15 protein-coding genes are annotated in these 17,216 nt (G+C 69.2%); 3 read left to right on the top strand and 12 right to left on the bottom strand.

Going from position 1 to position 17,216, the window contains the following annotated elements:
• Positions 1-171: 171 nt before the first annotated feature.
• From LLH23_06705 to LLH23_06695, 3 genes are all read right to left on the bottom strand, one after another.
• Positions 172-3,222 (bottom strand): carbohydrate binding domain-containing protein, encoded by a 3,051-nt coding sequence (locus tag LLH23_06705; GenBank protein MCE5238166.1) that lies wholly within the window; start codon positions 3,220-3,222, stop codon positions 172-174.
• A 45-nt stretch (positions 3,223-3,267) separates the two neighbouring features.
• Positions 3,268-4,053: a creatininase family protein gene (locus LLH23_06700; protein ID MCE5238165.1), complete on the bottom strand. Its 786-nt coding sequence runs from the start codon at positions 4,051-4,053 to the stop codon at positions 3,268-3,270.
• Positions 4,054-4,119: 66 nt separating this feature from the next.
• Positions 4,120-5,520 (bottom strand): hypothetical protein, encoded by a 1,401-nt coding sequence (locus tag LLH23_06695; protein MCE5238164.1) that lies wholly within the window; start codon positions 5,518-5,520, stop codon positions 4,120-4,122.
• Between the two features lie 56 nt (positions 5,521-5,576).
• Between LLH23_06695 and LLH23_06690 the strand changes: the two genes are divergently transcribed.
• From LLH23_06690 to LLH23_06680, 3 genes are all read left to right on the top strand, one after another.
• Positions 5,577-6,656, top strand: a complete 1,080-nt coding sequence (locus LLH23_06690) for a hypothetical protein (protein ID MCE5238163.1) — start codon at positions 5,577-5,579, stop codon at positions 6,654-6,656.
• A gap of 164 nt (positions 6,657-6,820) precedes the next feature.
• Positions 6,821-7,492, top strand: a complete 672-nt coding sequence (locus LLH23_06685; GenBank protein MCE5238162.1) for a DUF2064 domain-containing protein — start codon at positions 6,821-6,823, stop codon at positions 7,490-7,492.
• 34 nt (positions 7,493-7,526) lie between these two features.
• Positions 7,527-8,351, top strand: coding sequence for a hypothetical protein (locus tag LLH23_06680; GenBank protein ID MCE5238161.1), 825 nt, complete (start codon positions 7,527-7,529; stop codon positions 8,349-8,351).
• 85 nt (positions 8,352-8,436) lie between these two features.
• Here LLH23_06680 and LLH23_06675 read toward each other — a convergent pair whose 3' ends face one another.
• From LLH23_06675 to LLH23_06635, 9 genes are all read right to left on the bottom strand, one after another.
• Positions 8,437-8,778, bottom strand: a complete 342-nt coding sequence (locus LLH23_06675) for a hypothetical protein (GenBank protein MCE5238160.1) — start codon at positions 8,776-8,778, stop codon at positions 8,437-8,439.
• A gap of 134 nt (positions 8,779-8,912) precedes the next feature.
• Entirely contained in the window at positions 8,913-10,766 is a 1,854-nt protein-coding gene (locus LLH23_06670; protein MCE5238159.1) for a DUF4838 domain-containing protein, read from the bottom strand.
• Between the two features lie 56 nt (positions 10,767-10,822).
• Complete coding sequence (locus tag LLH23_06665; protein MCE5238158.1) at positions 10,823-12,079, bottom strand: asparagine synthetase B; 1,257 nt, start codon at positions 12,077-12,079, stop codon at positions 10,823-10,825.
• 204 nt (positions 12,080-12,283) lie between these two features.
• Positions 12,284-13,075, bottom strand: a complete 792-nt coding sequence (locus tag LLH23_06660) for an ankyrin repeat domain-containing protein (protein MCE5238157.1) — start codon at positions 13,073-13,075, stop codon at positions 12,284-12,286.
• 136 nt (positions 13,076-13,211) lie between these two features.
• Positions 13,212-13,664, bottom strand: coding sequence for a hypothetical protein (locus LLH23_06655; protein ID MCE5238156.1), 453 nt, complete (start codon positions 13,662-13,664; stop codon positions 13,212-13,214).
• A 28-nt stretch (positions 13,665-13,692) separates the two neighbouring features.
• A complete protein-coding gene (locus LLH23_06650) occupies positions 13,693-14,541 on the bottom strand; it encodes a hypothetical protein (GenBank protein MCE5238155.1) in 849 nt (282 codons plus the stop codon).
• A gap of 11 nt (positions 14,542-14,552) precedes the next feature.
• Positions 14,553-15,068, bottom strand: a complete 516-nt coding sequence (locus LLH23_06645) for a hypothetical protein (protein MCE5238154.1) — start codon at positions 15,066-15,068, stop codon at positions 14,553-14,555.
• Positions 15,069-15,293: 225 nt separating this feature from the next.
• Positions 15,294-15,947: a prepilin-type N-terminal cleavage/methylation domain-containing protein gene (locus LLH23_06640; protein MCE5238153.1), complete on the bottom strand. Its 654-nt coding sequence runs from the start codon at positions 15,945-15,947 to the stop codon at positions 15,294-15,296.
• Positions 15,948-16,163: 216 nt separating this feature from the next.
• On the bottom strand, positions 16,164-17,210 hold the full coding sequence (locus tag LLH23_06635; GenBank protein ID MCE5238152.1) for a hypothetical protein: 1,047 nt from the start codon (positions 17,208-17,210) through the stop codon (positions 16,164-16,166).
• Positions 17,211-17,216 lie beyond the last annotated feature (6 nt).

The raw sequence follows: 17,216 nt of genomic DNA, 5'->3' as shown, positions 1-17,216 counted from the left end.
CCTGCAGGCTTCCTAACAAAGGGGATGGTGTACGAGCGGTCACCGACCGCGACCGACACCCACCAACCGTCGAGTGGGAGCGGTCACCGACCGCGACCGACACCCACCAACCGTCAGGTGGGAGCGGTCACCGACCGCGACCGACGCCCACCGACCGTCGAGTGGGAGCGGTCACCGACCGCGACCCTCCAGTATCTCAATCTCGCTCATCCCCATCAGGTTCGGGAAAGCGCGGTTCCCGCCACCCGCCTTCTGCACGACCCGCACCCGGTCGGTCGTCACCGTCGGCATGGTCAGTTCCTCGACAGCGGCCTTCGCTGCCCGCCACTGCTCATACCCCGGCGCGTCCGTCCAGGCCCCCTCGCGCCACACCTGCAGCTTCACGGCCTGCGGCAGGCCGTAGAACGTCATCCACCACACCCTCGCGCCGCGTACCGCCACGGGCCGGTCCAGCCGCGCCTCGACCCAGTGCTCGGCGCCCGCTCCGCCGGACATCCAGCCCCATTCCGGCTCGAACTTCATCCCCGGCATCGCCAGGCCGTCGTTGAGCTTCTCGACGCTGTATGGCGCCAGGACGCTGTCGGTCGTCGCGTGCACCAGCGGCGGCACACATTCTGTATAGATTGCGCCGCTCTCGCCCACTAGCTGGGCGAGGCAGCGGGTGATCTGCTGTCCGGTCGGCACGGGCGTCTCGATGACGCTCCGACCCTCCGGCACGGTCCGCTGTACCGTCCGCCACGGCAACTGGCGGTCACACAGGATACGCAGCGTGACCGCGCCGCCCTGCGGCGCATCGATTGCCACCCCTCCCTGGCCCGGCCCTGCCGTCAGCGTGAACCGCGCCCCGGCCGATGCCGCCGCCGCCAGTTCCCCCGCCAGCGTCGCGGCCTGCTCCCGGAAGCGGTCCAGCACCCCGGCATCCGCTCCCGGCTGCAGGCCGGTGAAGTAGTCCCGCCCCGGCTTCGCCAGGGAGAGCGCCTGGGCTGGCGCGTCGGTCAGGAGCTTCCGCGCCTGCGCCTGCAGGGCCGGGGCTTGTACCCCGCCCAGCCGTGCGAGACTCGCTAGCGCCCGGGTGTCCTCCGTCCCCGCCTGCAGCGCCAGCCACCGCCGGCTGATGACCTGCCCGCCGCTGTCGCCGGGATAGACCAGGGACTCTTCCGCCACGCCCTGCCACGGCTCGTAGTGCCGCCCGCGCGCCGAGTCCAGCATCGAGAAGTGCCCCCACCCCTCCAGCCCCCACCGGCGCGCCATCCACGGCAGCAGGCGGCAGTACGTGACGGGGTGGAACGTCTCTGCGTTGCTCTGGCAGTCGTACACCCACACCTGCTTGCCCATCTGCCGCAGCGGTGCGAGTGCCTCGGCGTTCAGGCAGGTGAAGCCGGGGGCGATGATGTCATGGGCCTGGTACATCGCCCGTGCCGCCGCGTCCGTGGTGCGCAGCGACGTCACGTACGTCTGCGTCAGTACCTTCGGCTCGGCGGCCTTGATGGCCCGGGCGATGGTCGTCGCCTCGGCCAGTTGCCCCTCGCTCGGCTCGTCCACCGTCTCGAACACCAGCCGCTCCGGCGGCAGTCCCATCTCGCTGAATCCGGCGACGACGGCCTTCACCCACGCGCTGAAGACCGGCGCGAACCGGGGGTCGTCGAGCCCGATCCCGTAGGCCTTCTGCAGGTGCGCGGCCACGGTATGCCCGACGCCGAAGCCCAGCCAGAAGCGCCCCTCCGGGCAGCACTCCAGGCGCGCCCGCACCAGCGGCGCAACCCGCGTGAAGTCCACCGTCGCCTTCCCTGCGTCGTCCACCTCCGGCGCGAGCCACTGCGCCGGCACCGTGAAGGTGTTGACCCCCAGCGGCCCGATGCTGTCCAGGGCGTAGTCGGCCATCGCGCCGATGTCGCAGACGGCCACGCCGCTCAGCGGCGCCAGCGCCACCGGGACGACCGTCAGCCGCACCGCGACTCGGCGCGGCGGCGCCTCGCGGGTGAGCGACTGCAGCTCCACCTCACCCCGGTAGCTCCCCGGCAGCAGCGCCCCTGTGTCGCACACCAGCACCGCCTGGTTCATCTCACCGGGCAGCACCGGCCACACCCCGCCCTCGGCCAGCCGCACCAACGGGTCGGTCAGGCGCTGCCAGGGCTTGACCAAGCCCCGCAGTGGCGGCGCGGTGAACATCGTCAGCCAGGGCGTCCCCACCAGCCGCACCTGCCGCGTCTCATCCCACAGCTCCCCGGCCACCAGGCGCATCGTCTCGCCCTCGGTGCCCAGGTTCGCCACCGTCAGCGCCGTCGCCCGATGCTCGCCCTGCAGGCACGTCGCTGCCCACGCCAGCTCCGCGGGTTGCTCCGTGGGCAGAGCGACCTCCGCGGGCGGCAGATACGGGTTCGCCAGGAAGACGAGGCTGCTCAGGGAGGAGATGTCGCCGGCCAGTGTCTCGGTGTCTTGCAGCAGGCTCTGCGTCTGGGCGGTCGTCAGGCTCGCATACTGTCGCAGCCGCCCGGCCAGTTCGTCGGTGCGCTGGAGGGCCTGGGCCACGCGCTCGGTCAGCGCGGGCGGAGACTGCATCGGCCCTTCGGTCAGGTTCCGGCGCAGGCCCTCGGCCCCCAGCCGCGCCCGCCGCAGGTGCTCCAGGGCCTGCATCCCCCAGCCGACATAGCTGTCGGTGAAGTCCGTCGCCCGCTCGGCTGCCTCGATCTGGATGTCATCCACCCAGACCGTGCCCTCACACTGGATGGGCCAGAAGACCGTCAGCGTGTACCACGGCCTGCCCCCCTGCTCGGCGGTCGGCGGGGCCTGGAAGGTCACTTCATGGCGTGTCCAGTCCTCATCGGGCTTGGCCGGCCCCACCTGGGCGCTCTGGGTCCAGCCGTAGTTCGTCAGGTTCAGGAACAGCGAGTTGTCTCCCGCGCGCTTGAACCCGGCGGCCTTGGTCCATGCCGACAGAACATACGTCTTCCCCGGCGTCAGCAGCACGCGGCCCTGGTTCAGGTAGCGGTAGTCATCCAGGCTCCCGGTCACCTTGAAGCACGCCTGCCCGCTGTGCCGCTCATCCGTGACCAGCGCGCCGAAGGTCCGCCCGCCAAACGCCTCCCAGCCCTCCAGCCCGCGCTCGAAACCACCGTTGTTGACATAGTTCCGGGTCGGCAACGTGACATCTGCGAAGGGCAGTGGCGCTGCGCTGCACACCGCGCCCAGCGTCAACCACCACACTGACAACAGAACCCTCATCGCGCTCTCCCTCAGTCCCCCTCTCGTCCTCTCTTCCTCTCGTCCCTACCCCCAGTCCGCCGCCTCCACCGCGTGGTACTCCCGGCAGAAGCCCTCCAGGTTCGTCACGGCCTCCTCGAACACCACCCTCCCGAATTCGGCTGTCGCCAGCGTCGGGTCGCCGTAGATGCCGGTCTCGCTGCGCTGGATGCCCCAGGTGCTCCAGAAGGCCCGCTTGCCCCCGGCGAAGCCATCGCCGGGGAAGTTGGCGGTGTTGTACCGGAACATGTCCCGGCTGTGCGCCTGGCTCATGTCCACGGGCTCGCCGAAGTACAGCATGAGCGACGTCTCGAACTCGCAGCCGTGAATGCACCCGCCCGGGGGCGACTTGCGGTGCCGCGCGACGGCCGGGGCCGCCATCTTGGCCACCTCGGCGCAGGCGATGTAGACCCCCGTCGCGTCCGCGATCTCCCGCGCCACCATCTCCAGCAGCGCCGGGTGGTGCCCGTGGCCGTTCACCGTCACGATCTTCTCGACGCCCATGTCGCACAGGCTCTTGACGACGTCAAATACGAGGTCGGCGAAGACGCGGGTGCGCACGCGGATGGTGCCCGGCCAGCGGGCCAGCTCGCGCCCCGAGTACCCGGTCCACACGGTCGGCATGAGCAGGCAGGGGAGGTCCTCGAGGCGCTCGGCGGCCGCTGCCGAGACTCGCTCGGCGATCACGGCGTCGGTGTTGACCGGCAGGTGCGGCCCATGCTCCTCCAGTTGCCCGACGGGCAGGAGCGCGAGCGGCCGGCGGGCGATGATCTCGCCGAGTTGGGGACTGGTGAGTGAGGCGAACTGTGGCATGGCATCATCCCGGTGTGGCGCCATTCGTGGCGCCCCTGGCCTTGGCGGGCGCGATGAATCGCGCCCCTACAGCGGCACGGCCTCCACCCCCAGCATCTCGCACAGCATCCCGAGTTCCTCCGTCACATCCCCCTGGCACAGCGCGAAGTGCTGGCCCTTGATCTCCCGCAGCAGATCCTCGGGCTCGCAGTCCAGCTCCACCTGCAGCGCCGGGAAGCACCCGCCGCGCAGCTCCGTCTCCACCCCCGTACCTGTCCCATACAGGAGCCGGTAGTCCCCCCGCCCCTCGGCCAACTGCGCGAACGTCACCGGGCCACGCTGAAGGGTGATCCCGCAGATCAGCCCGCTGAAGCCCGGATGCTCGAACTCGCAGATGCGCCCCGGGCCGTCCTGCTGCCGCAGCGACAGCGGCGCGAACCCACAGGCCGAGAAGAGCGCGTGGGAGCGGTCACCGACCGCCCCCGGGTCGCGGTCGGTGACCGCTCCCACGAGGTCCAGCAAGTCCGCGTACGGCACGACCTGCCCGGTCAAGTGGCGCAGCATCGCCTGCGCGACATGCACCATCATGTCACCCTCACAACTGGCGATGAGGCCCTGGTCGGCCAGCAGCGACAGCGGCAGGCACGGCGTCATGCCATAGTCCTGCGACAGCTCATACTGGCACTTCACGTTCAGGCCGTGCAGGTGGTGGCGCACCGCCAGCCGCGCCAGCGCCTCGGTCATCCGCCCCGCCAGCAGCCGCCGCTCGTCGCTCGCCTCCACCTGTAGGGCGGGGGCTTGTACCCGGCCCAGCCACTCCCGCCCCGCCGCCTCGTCCACTGCCTCGATCTCCCGGATGAGGCTGCTCGTGTCCAGGTGCACGACCTCCGGCCCGATGAGGCGCCGGAGCAGCACGTGGTCGAACGTCCCGGCGTAGATCGCCATGGCCACATAGCCCATCAGGCCCAGGCGGGTGCGCTTCAGTTGCTGCCGCGCGGCGGCGGCGCGGGCGAAGCGCGTCAGCTTCCCCATCGTGCCCTCGTCCCCCGGCAGGCCCACAACCATGCGGAAGCGGTAGCCCATGCGCTCCAGCGGGCCCTTGAGCGAGCATGCCGCCACGAACGAGCCGGTGGACTCCCGCCGCCCCTCCCAGTCGCACATCGGCAGGCCCCACAGCAGGAACGGCAGGTGCTCGATCTCGCGAATGGCCGCCAGGGCCGTGTCGCCCTCCAGCCACGTGCCGGGGCACACGATGACGCCGTCGGGCTCGCGACGGAGCAACTCCCGGGCGGCAGCGCCGGCGGCCTCCGCCTCCACCCCCGCGCGCTCCGCGAAGAGCACCTCGCACTGCGCCGCACGCAGGCGCTCGGAGGCCTGCCGAGCGAAGTGCAGCCCGATGTCGTTCTGGTAGTCGCGATGCCCGAGCAGCAGCAGGCCCACCCGGGGCGGACGGTCACAGCCATTCCAGGGGAACTGTTTGGTATCCATGGGGTCAAAAGGGGTATTCTTCGGGCGAACTGTCAGACCTCTGCCGGAGGTATCGGATGCGCGGGCTGCGGGCCCTCTTGGTCGTGTCGCTGGTCGCCGCCATGATGGCGGCGGAGGCCCAGGACGGCCAGTTGCGGGTGGTGCGGCTCAACTTCGGCGACCCGGAGGCCATCGTCGGTCTGCTGGGCGGCATCGTGCCCGGCCGCGCCCAGCCGGACCCCGAGGTCTTCGTCCACGAGACAGTGGTCGAGGCCGTGCGCCGCCTGCCCGGCGGGGCCGGGCGCTGGTTCCAGAACGCTGCCGGGCGCAGCTACCCCACCGGCGCCGCCGCCCTCACCCCGCCCGACGGCCTCACCCAACCCCCGGTGGCGCTCCTGCGGCAGAATGCCATTCTCCTGCGCGGCAGCGCCGACGCCCACGATCGCACCGAGGAGATCATCCGTCTGCTCGACAAGCCCCAGCCGATGATCAACATTGACCTGCGGATGCTGGACGACCCCACCGAGGAGGTGCAGGAATGGGGGCTGGACTTCCAGGCCCTGACCCCGAACCTGGAGGCGGGGACCGTCGGGAATGCGCCGCCGAGCGGGCTGCAGGTCGGCCTGGGAGTGGGGGACCTGCTCGCCGTGGCCGGGATGGACCTGCGCCGCAGCCGTGGCCGCGACACCGTCGGGGCCAACATCACGACCTTCAACAACACCCCCGCCACGGTCTCCTTCGGTCAGGTCCTGCCCTTCTTCATCTCCCGTGCCAGCTACGACGCCTGGGGCAACCGGCACGTGGAGGTCGAGCCGTACGCCATCTTCACCGGGATTGAGTTCTGGGTCCTGCCACGAATCACGGGCAATGACACCGTCACGATGCGCCTGGTGCCGACGCTCACCGACGCTGTCGGCGCCGTCATCGCCCCCGATGGCAGCAGCATCCCCATCACCAAGACCGTGATGACCGATGTGCAGGTGCGCGTGCCGGACGGCCAGTCCATGGTCATCGGCGGGATGCAGCGCGCCGCCGATGCCGCCACGCGGCGCTTCCGTAGCCTCCTGGGCGAGACACAGGTGACGTCCTCCTCCCACCCGGTCCTCCTGGTCACCCCGCACATCATCCGCACGATGGCGGACGGGGGCAGACACTGACTCGCCGCCAGGGGGACACCCCGCCCTGGTTGCTGGTGGTAGCCTACCGTCAGACGTGGTCATGCCGCCGCGTGGTGTGAGTTGTTTGTCGGGTGCGCTTTGTGTATACTGAGCCCGCGTCTGGCCGCTCCAGTACACCACCTCGGCACGAAACACTGCGGCGAATGAAGCGCACACTGGTCCTCCTAGCCGATCCCACCCTTGGGCTGACGGGCTCGGTCCCGGCGGGTGACGACTTTCAGGCGCAACTGGTTGAGGCGGGCCTCAAGGACACACTGGCGGTGTGTCGCGAGGTCCATCCCGGCCCCGGTTCGCCACCGCCCGATCTGGTCCTCGCCTACCCCGACCGCCGCGACTGGTACGCGCAGGTTGCGCCCCAGTACTGGCTGCTGGTGCCCCAGATGGGGGCCAACCTGGCGCAGCGCCTCGACAACGTCCTGCTGTTCCTGGCGCCGACCCCGGAGGACGAGACCCTCATCCTCGGGCCGCGCACCCCGCATGTCGCCGCCCGCGACTTGCAGCACGCCTTCATCGCCCTGGGGCAGCGCGGCGCCTGCCTCGGCCCGACCGTCTCCGGCGGCGTCTACGCCCTGGGCATCCGCGGCCGGTGGCCCACCGGCGTGCTGCAGCAGGTGCGCTGGCAGGCAGCCGCCGCGGCGTCCGATCTCCGGCGTCTGTTCCGCAAGCTACGCCTGGGCATCGCCATGCTGGACAAGCTGGAGGCCCTGAGTGACGCGGCGCAGGTGGCCAGGGTGGTAGACGAGCGCCTGGCAATAGACCGCCCGGCCCTGCCTTTCGTGAAACAATTGGCCCGCCGCCTTGGTCCAAACGGTTAGCTGCGACCGACCCATACCCCTGTGGAGGGAATCGATGAGAACACTGCGTTGGCTGACGCCGTTGCTGTTGCTGTGTCTGCTGACTGTCGCTCATGCCCAGCAGACGTACGACCTGCGTTGCGCCCCGCCCGCTGACACCAAGTGGCAGGAGAAGCTCACCGGCCAGATCGTCGAGGCGCTGGTGCAGGGGCAGGCCATGGGGATCACCGGCGACGCCGCGACAGATGTGGAGATGCAGGTGCTGTCGGTGGACGCCGAGGCCAAGCAGGCCACCACCCAGATGGCGCTCAAGCACATCAAGGCCAACCTCAACGGCCAGGCCTCGCAGCCTGATGACCCGGCGCCGATGAAGATCCTGGTGGACGAGCGAGGGAAGATGTCCCTGCCGGAGGCCAAGGATGCCGAGCCGATAGACTGGGCCGCGACCGGCGGCATTCCGCTGCAACTGGTCGTGGTCATCGCCCACATGGCCCGCTTGCCGGTCCAGCCAGTCGCGTGCGGTCAGGAGTGGTCCTACGAGGATGTCTACGCCCTTCCCGGCATGGGCAACGTGCCCATCAACACGCGCTGGAAGCTCGTGGAGGTGGACGGCCAGGTCGCGACCCTCGCCGTCACCGCCGCCGCGCTCGTGCCCGACTTCAAGGTGCCCAACCCGATGGCGCCGGGCGCCCAGGTGGATGTGCGCGGCGCCCGCGTGAGCATCCCGCAGATGACCCAGAAGTACGACATGGGCAAGTCACACGTGGTGGAGAGCGAGGCGACGGTGAAGGTGGATGCCCGGGTGGACCTGGGCGGCTTCGAGATGCCGCTGGCCATCACCCTGAAGTCCAAGCTGGAGCCCGCGGAGGAAGCACAGTAACCCGCCAGCCCAGCGTTCCCCCCTGCGCAAACCATGCAAGCCGCGTCATCCGTGACGCGGCTTGTTCACTTCTGCAGCCCGGGTGCTATCCGCTGTCGCCCGGAGTCTTCGTCGCCGCCGGGGGTGCGGACGGCTCCTCACCCTTCTCGCCGGCCGCAGGCTTGTCCGCGTCCTTCGGGGGCTGACCGCCAACTGCGGGCTTGCCTGCCGCGGCGGCTGCGTCCGACGCCGCCGGCATGCTGGCAGGAGACGCGCCAGTCGTCGCCGGCGCGCCGCCGATCGCCTCCGGCGTCGGCGTCGGCGGTCTGGCTATCACCGTCAGGTACAACGCCACCAGGATCGCCGCCACCAACACCAGCACCACGACCACCACCGCCGGGCTCACCCGGACCTCCATCAGTCCGTCTGAAGACGCAGTGTTACCCATCTCCCGCGAACCCTCCCGGTCCGTACGCCGCTCGTACTCCCCCGAGACGGCACCTCAACGGCTCCCCTCGGCGGTCATTTCCCCGAGGCCCGCAGGATTCCTCCTTGCGGGAATCATGAATTTCGGCGGCGTCCCTAGCCCGACCACTCACCCTTCCAGATGGGGGCCACGTACCGCTTCCCGGAGTTGCGGTATACCCAGAACGCCCACTCGGTGTCGGCCAGGAACTGCGCGTACTGCTCGTCGGTGCGGTAGAAGACCGACCTCTCGGCCCCGGGCCAGGTCATCCCCGCCCGCGTCATCCCCCAGTGCAGCATGATGAGGTTGTCCCCGAACATCGCCAGGCGCCGCTTCTGCTTGTCCGTCCGGGCCTTGTCCACTGCCTCCAGGTACAGCCGCTCCATCTCCGGGAAGAGCGGCAAGTAGATCTGTTCCACCTTGGCGTAGTTCATCTCGTACATCTCGCCCTTGTAGACCGGGCTCTCGGCTGACTTGTACGCCACGAAGCGCTGCTCGATCTGGTCCAGCATCTTGCGCATGGGCGCGTACGCCGGACCATACGCCAGGCGCAGCCATTCCTCGTATGTCTTGTCCACGTCAATGGTCGGGTTCCAGAGCTGCCGGGCGTAGATGTAGTTGGTCGGCCCGCCGATACCCCACGCCCCCAGGCCCAGCATCTCGACGCCCTGGGCGCCCGCGCGCGCCGCCGTGGGCACCTCGAGCTTCAGGATGTCCCGTGCCGCGGGCAGCGGCGCCCCGTTGAACGACCGCATCCAGTTGCTGTAGTTGTGGTAGATGAAGTTGGGGGTGATCTTCAGCCAGCCCTCAACAACGCGGGGGAACTCCTCGCGGTAGACCGGCTTGAGCAGGCCGTAGCCGTAGTAGTTCAGCGGCGCCTGCACCAGCCAGACGTTCGGCTCCGTTTTCGGCGCGTCGGCGGGTGGGTACATGTAGTTGTAGTACACGTAGCCGGCCAGCGGTCGGTCGGGATGCTTCTGGGCCACGATCCGCGCCACGTCGTTGTAGAACTTGAGGATCACGCGGCTGTACGAGGGACGCTCATAGGGGTCTCTCGTCACCAGCTTCAGACACTCCGGGCACTCGCAGAAGTCCCCGCCATCAGAGGGCGAGATGGCCGCGCCCCTGAACGTGGGGTGGTCGTCCAGCCACTGGATGACCCCGGCCGCGAAACGCTGGATCAGCTCGGGGTTGTTGGTGCAGTACTTCACGCCGGCGGGATGCTTCACATACGAGCGCGGGTTGCCCGCGGCGTCCCGCGCCAGCCACTCCGGGTGTGCCAGCCACTCCTCCTTGGGGATGTACTGGTCCCAGGCATGGCCATGGTCCAGGCGCCGGCCCTCCCGCGTGGTCTGCAGCTTGTTGCGCAGAGCCCACTCGCGCGGGTAGTCGGGGACCTTGGCCGAGGGCGGCGGGCCCTCCTGGACATCCACGAGATAGCGGATCTGCAGCGCCGGCTCCTGTCGGAGGTTCAGCGCCGGCACCGTCAGCCGCTCGCGGGCCGGGATCTCTTCCCCGACCTCCGACGGCATCAGCCAGCGCGCGCCCACCACCCGCTCGAGGAAGTCATAGCTCCCCAGCAGCGTGCCCCGGGTCAGGTAGCCTCGCCATGTCGGCTGGTCGCCCGGGTTCTCGCGCCCCAGGATGTAGACATTGCCCCCGCGCGTGACGATCAGGAAGCCGTCGTCCCGGAGCCCCTCCACCGACAGCTTCGCCTGGCGCGAGGCGGCGTTGTCGCCCAGACAGATCATGGGCGAGGCCGGTTCGTCGCGAATGGGCAGTTCCACGCCGGTCGAGAGCTTGATGACCCGCTGTAGCTCCTGGGCCGCCAGGCTGACCGAGGGGGGAGCCGCCGTGTCGCGGTAGATGACGAACGCGCTGCGGCCCCTGGCGACGAGGGTGAGGGGCTGAGCGGAGGCGACGGTCGCGACGAGGAGGATGAAGGCGATGCTGCCACACAGGGTTCGCATGGTCCTCTTCCCTTCATGCTGGCGAGGTCGGCCCCCGGAATGAACCCCTTCTCCCGTCAGGTCTTCCGCTCCTTCGTCTTGGCCGCCGGGAAGAGCACGTTGTTGAGGATCAGCCGGTAGCCCGGCGAGTGCGGGTGGAAGCTCAGGTCGGTCGCCGGCTCGCCCACAAAGTGCGCGTAGTCCTCCGGGTCGTGCCCCCCCAGGAACGTGTACGTCCCTTCCCCGTAGTCGCCGTGGATGTACTTGACCTTGTCCTGGCCGGGGAAGTCGCCCAGCACGATCGCGGTATCCTTGAGCGCCCCGCGCCGGAAGGCGGTAGTCAGACCCATGAAGTCCGGCACCCGCGCCACGTGGTCCTGCACCAGCATGGTGGCGATGGGGTCCTGCTTGGCCGAGAACTCGAACAGCTCGAAGGCCTGCCCGGTCGAACGCGTGCCACCCGCCGCCTCCACATCAATGTCGGAGATCTCGACCACCGAGGGGTCCATGACCAGCTTGAAGCTCCGGAACGCCAGCGTGCGTGCGAAGTTGAGCTTGCTGTTGGCCTGCAGGTCCAGCGGCGTACCGTCAATCTGCGGGGGCACGATATCCAGGCCCTGAGCCGCCAGCGCCACGTCGAGGCTGTCGGGGGCGCTGCACATGGCGAACAGCAAGCCACCCTTGCCAACCCACCCGGCGATGGCCGCCGCCACGGCCTGCTTCTCGGCGCACACCGAGGGGAATCCCAGCGCCTGCGCCACCTGCTGGGAGGACTGCACCTGCCGACGGTACCATGGGGTGTTGGCGAAGGTGGTGTAGAAGCGGCCGAACTGGCCGCTGAAGTCCTCGTGGTGCAGGTGCAGCCAGTCGTAGTCGGCCAGCTTCCCCGCCAGCACCTCGCGGTCCCACACCGTCTTGTACTCGATCTGGGCGTATTCGAGCGCCACCCGCACGGCGTCATCCCAGGGCTCATTGTCGGGGGGCACGTACACAGCCACCCGCGGCGCCCGGGTCAGTTGCACCCGCTCCATGTTGCCCTGGGCGATGGTGCGGTTGAGCGCCTCTCGCCCGGCGCCATCCAGCGGTGACACCAGCACCCCCATGGCCCCCGCCCGCGCCCGCACCTCCGCCGTATCGGGCAGCAGGAAGCTCCCGCCGCGGAAGTTCAGCAGCCACTCGCACTCATACCCCCGCGGGGCCTGCAGGCACCAGTACGTCAGCCCATAGGCGCGCAGGTGGTTGGTCTGCGTCTTGTCCATGGGCACGAGCAGGTGCTGGGCCGTCACGGGTGCGGCGGCGAGCACGGCGAGGGTGAAGAGAGTGGAGCGGGTCATGTGAGGGTCCTGACAGCGCAAGAGTGGCCGGAGTTCCGAACGGCGCCCACCCCCGCGCCTGCGGCGCGCCCCCTCCCCGCAGGGGAGGGGTACTGGTTAGTCGCGTTGGTGGCGTAGAAGCCACGGAAGCGGCGGAAGTGTCCCCTCGCCGGCGCGCAGCTTCATCGCGCGCGGGAGAGGGGCAGGGGTGAGGAGCCTCTGCCGTCACTTCGCCCCGTACTCCTCCAGCAGCGCCTTCGCCTCGCCCTCCGCCACGGCCAGGGGCGTGCGCTCGTTGTTGTCGCGCACGCTGAGCTGGATGCCCCGGTTGATGAGCAGCCGCATCATGTCCGTCGAGCCCTGCCGGACTGCGGTGTGCAGCAGCGTCTGGCCGCGCTGGTCCACCTGTTCGAGGTTCGCGCCCATGTCGAGCAGGTACTGCACGGCCTCAAGCTGTCCGGCCTTCACCGCCACCTGCACCGGCGTCTGACCGTTGGTGTCCTCGGCGTCAATGTCGGCGCCGTTGTCGAGCAGCATCTCCACCACACCAAGCTGCCCCTCCCGCGCGGCGATGTGCAGCGGCGTCATGTGCTGCAGGTCGCGCAGGTCAATGTCGCAACGGCGGTCCAGCAGGACCTGCACCACCCCCTCATGCCCGCCCGCCGCCGCCAGGTGCAGAGGCGTCATGCCGTCGCGGCCCTGGTGGTGCAGCACCGCGCCATGCTGGATCAGCGCGGCAACGGCCTCGACATGCCCGGCGGCCGCGGCGGCGTGAATGGGCTCTCCGGCCGGGCCACGCACATTCACATCGCCGCCGTGCTTGAAGTGATCGTGGATGGCAGCCACGTTGCCGCGGGCAGCGGCCTCGTGCAGGCTGGCGGGCTGACCCACCACCGCCGCGATCTGCGCCGCGGCCCACCCGGCCTGCTGCAGGGCCTGCTCGATCTCGGTGTCGCTCTTGCCCTTGGCGCGCATCTTCTCGACGTAGGCATGTCCCTGGTCGGCCGAGTTCGACACGGCGGCACCTCCTGTTGTCGCACGTGGGTGCGGCGCCACATGTTCCGCGTGGGCGCGCGTATCCTCACGCGCGCATTCCGGCCCGAGGTTGCGCGCGTGAGGACACGCGCGCCCACGCGACTGGCACCGTCCCGCGCTAGCGGGAGCGGCATTCCGCCAGGGCCCGGCTGACGCCCGTCAGCATCCACCCGTTCTGGATGGACGGGATGGCCTCCAGGTGGCTGCGGATGGACTTGCCCGCCGAGCCGCAATGTGGCCTGAAGTCCTCGACCTCCCGGTTGAGGTCGTCGGCGGACACACCCACCGCCTCGGCGCAGGCCATCGCCGCTGCGACCAAGGCCCGGGCCACCTCCGGCGGGTGGTCCATGGCACACCCCAGGGCGGCCCGCAAGCGGATGAGGTCGCGTTGGGCGCCTTCAGGGTACAGCCAGAAGCGGTTCAGGAAGTCACCTACGCACACATCGTCCTGGTAGTCCGAACGCGCCTCGTACTCGCCGGCGTACAGATCGGGCGCCAGCGCCTCCATCGCCTCGCAGGCGTCCAGGACCCCGTTCATCACCGTGCGAATGAGTTGCCAGTCTGTCGCCACGGGACCTCACTCCCTCTGTCTGTGGTGGCTACAGTCTCCTCAGCACCATCCACCACTGCCGGTCCAGACCCTCCGGCGTCACTTCTTCCAGCCCCACCGGCAGCGCCAGCGCCACTTCCCGCGCCAGCGGGATCAGGTTGTTGAACAGCTCGCCCGGGAACCAGTCCAGGCTGAGGTGGTATTCCCACGTCCAATGGTCGAAGATGAGCGTCCCGCCCGGCTTGACGACCTGTGCGGCGGCGGTGAAGATGCGCCGCAGCTGCGGCAGGCCCACCGCCTCCATGCCGTCGGCCCGGTACTGCTCGTCCATCCACTCGATCATCTGCCGCTCGTTGGGCCACCAGTCCAGGTCGCGGGTGTCCCAGCCGTGCGCTTCGGCCACCGCGGTCTCCAGGATGTCGTTGACCGCGTGATGGAAGCAGACGCAGTCGAAGACCGGCTCGGCGAAGAGCCGGGGCACGTTCTGGGCGTCGTCCTCGATGATCGCCGCGCGCAGGTCGAGGTCCTCAAAGCGCGCCATCAGCTCCTCGGTGAGCTTGCGGTTCAAGTTCACGGTCACATAGTCGGCCGCGGCCCCGAACAGCACGTCCAGCGCGACGATCACAGGATCACTCCCCCCGGCGCACAGCTCCAGCACACGGGGCCGCGCCGGCAGGCCGACGCGCTCGATCACGCGCGTCCACTGGGCGGCCAGGAGCCGGCGGCTCAGTGGGCGGGCTCCGGGGATGAACTCGGCCTTCTGCGGCCGGGCCAGTACCTGCGCCGCGCCCTGCTGCAGTTCGGCGACGCTCAGGTCGTCCACCTCATCGAGCCCGACGAAGCGCTTCCCCACGCGCCCGCCGACCGCTTCGGCCAGCAGTTCATCGGCAGTCCACATGTCATGTCCTTTCACGGCAGGAAGGCGGCGTCGGTCGGTTCGGTCGCCACTTGCCGCCCTCGTCGCTGCAGCAGGAGGGCGACCAGCACTGCCCCCACGCACAGCGCCAGCACCTCACCGGCAATCATCGTCGGCCACCACCATGCCGGCATGGCAGCGTCGCTGGAGGGCCGGCAGGTGACGCCGAAGGTCACGACGACGGCGGCCTCCAGCGCCACGGCGCCCATGGCGTCCCACGGCTTGCGCACGACCAGCCACGTCACCACCACCGCGATCGCTCCTGCCAGCAGATAGGGCAGGGCGCCCCCGAGCTGGATGAGCGCCAGCATGCCCGTCTTGCGGACCCCGGCGCCCAGAGCCCACTGCAGCGTCGGGGAGGACAGCGGGGAGAGCGCCACGGCCAACAGCGGCGCGATCACTCCCAGCAGCCCGCCCAGGATGAGTTGCACAAACACGCGCAGCCAAAGCGGCCGGCCCCCATGCGCGCGGCTCTCCGCCTTCCCTCTGGCGTCGGCATCAGGTTCCACGGCTCACCTCGGCCAGCGACTGGTCGGCGGTCCGCATGTATAGGGCCCTCTTGGGGTTCTCGTCATGTCTGCTGTGAGATGCAGTACCAGATCGGAGGCTTCGGCGTGGGGGGGAGGACAACCTGCACGACGAGGGCCGGCACCGCCCCCGGGAACACACACTCGCCAGGGGGGCAGGCCGGGATGGCCGCCCCCTCCGCACCGGAGCACGACCGTCAGCACCCCCTACAGCGCATAGCGCAACTGCCCGCCCACCATGGACAGGAAGGCGCACCACTTGGCGTGGCCGTCGCAATAGGCGCGCAGGTTGCCGTCGTTGTGGGCCGCGTAGGGGAGGGCATCCCCTATCGGCCCCTTCGCGGGACAGCCGCCATGGCCGCCGAAGTCGGCGCAGATCTTGGGCCAGGCCGTGCGCACGTCCTGGAGCGACAGCCCGGGGTGCTGCGAGTCCCCCAGCATGCACGTCTCCGCCGGCACCGATACCTGCCCCAGCGAGGCCCCCACCAGGTTGGCGTTGTAGGAGTATGTGGGGAAGGCGGGATGGGTGAACGTGTAGTACGGCCCCCACGCGTTCATGCTGGAGCGCGGGTTGCTGGGGCACATGACGAGCTGCCAGTTCTTGGTGTAGGGGAGGATGACCAGATCCCAGGGCAACGGCTGGCCTGGGTTCCAGGCCACCGGGCCGGGCAGCCGCTCGTCATAGTCCTGAGCGTACATCAGCACCGCAGTCGCCATCTGCCGGAGATTGCTGGTGCAGGTGGTCTGTCGGGCCTTCTCACGGGCCTTGGCGAAGACGGGGAAGAGAATCGCTGCCAGGATGGCGATGATCGCGATGACCACCAGCAGCTCGATGAGAGTGAATCCGCACTTGCGTCGCATGGCTACGCCTCCTCATGGCTTCACAGGGATCGGTATCCAAGCGGGCCCCGCCCGCGGATCGTGCAGATCAGTGACAATGGCCAAGAAAAGAGCACAGCAGACGCAGATAGTCCTTATTGTCGTTCGCCACCCGTACGCAATCACCTGCCAGGCCCGTGCCGATTCCGCTGTGCGGACCGCGGGGCGCCGGCGAAGCGTCAGGTCTGCTCCGCAGCATCACCGCTTTCTGTGTTCGAGGAAGCACTCGATGTACCGCTGCATCATCGCGTCGGGGATGTTCGCCGGCAGGTGGTTGCCTACCGCCCAGATCAGGCCCCGGCACCGCTCCGCCAGCTTGAAGGTGCGGTCCATGCTGGCCCGGACGGTCTCCCACGGCCGGAAGGCCATGTCCACGCAGTCCACGTCGCTGCCGATCAGGCAGTGGGACGAGCCGAAGCGCTCGACCATGAACTCGAACTTGTGCATGGGCTCGAAGAAGAACCCGTCCGCCCCCGCCGCCGCGATGTCCTCGGCGAACTCCATGTAGTTGCCGTCCGAGATGAACAGCACCTGCTTGCCCGCGGCGTGCAGCGGCTTCCACATCTCCGCGAAGTTCGGGATGATGACCTTGCGGTAGATGTCCGGGTTCATGAACGCGCCCTCGGTCCACACGAAGTCATCATGCTGGATGATGGCCTCGGCGCTCGTCTCGGCCCACGCGCGCATGTGGAAGAGCGTCCACTGGGCGAAGTGCTCCAGCACCGGCTCGATCTTCGCCCGGTCCGCGCAGGCCAGCAGGAACATGTCCCACCCGAAGGCAGCGATGCACCCGGATACGGTGCTCTTGTAGTACCCGCCGGTGGTGAGCTGGTCGGGCCAGTTCGTGCGGTTGTCCTGCACCATCTGCTCATACGCCGCGACCTGCTCGTCAAAGTCGGGCAGGCCGTACTCGGCGATGGGGTCGAAGGCCCAGACTTCCTCGACGGTCTTGAAGGGGCACTCCCGGGGCTGGCGCAAGTCGCTGCCATCGGCGGCATAGACGGCGTGGCCCATGTCGGTTGCCCGCCCCCGGCTGCCCCAATCCCCGTGCAGGCCCTCGTGGGTCCCCCAGTTGAAGTCGATCTCCCACAGCTCGTACAGCTTCCGCATCGCCCCCGGCTCGTTCGAGGCCAGGCCGGTGGTCTGCTTGATGTAGTCGTGGTGGTACCCGAGGCTGTACTCCGTGTGGGCCATGCGCGGTGCGGCCTGGCAGCGAATGGCGTCGAGGGCGAGTTGGCGGGACATGGGGCT

The sequence above is a fragment of the bacterium genome (assembly GCA_021372615.1).
Lineage (GTDB): Bacteria > Armatimonadota > Zipacnadia > Zipacnadales > UBA11051 > JAJFUB01.
This window is presented reverse-complemented; position numbering and strand designations above follow the sequence as displayed.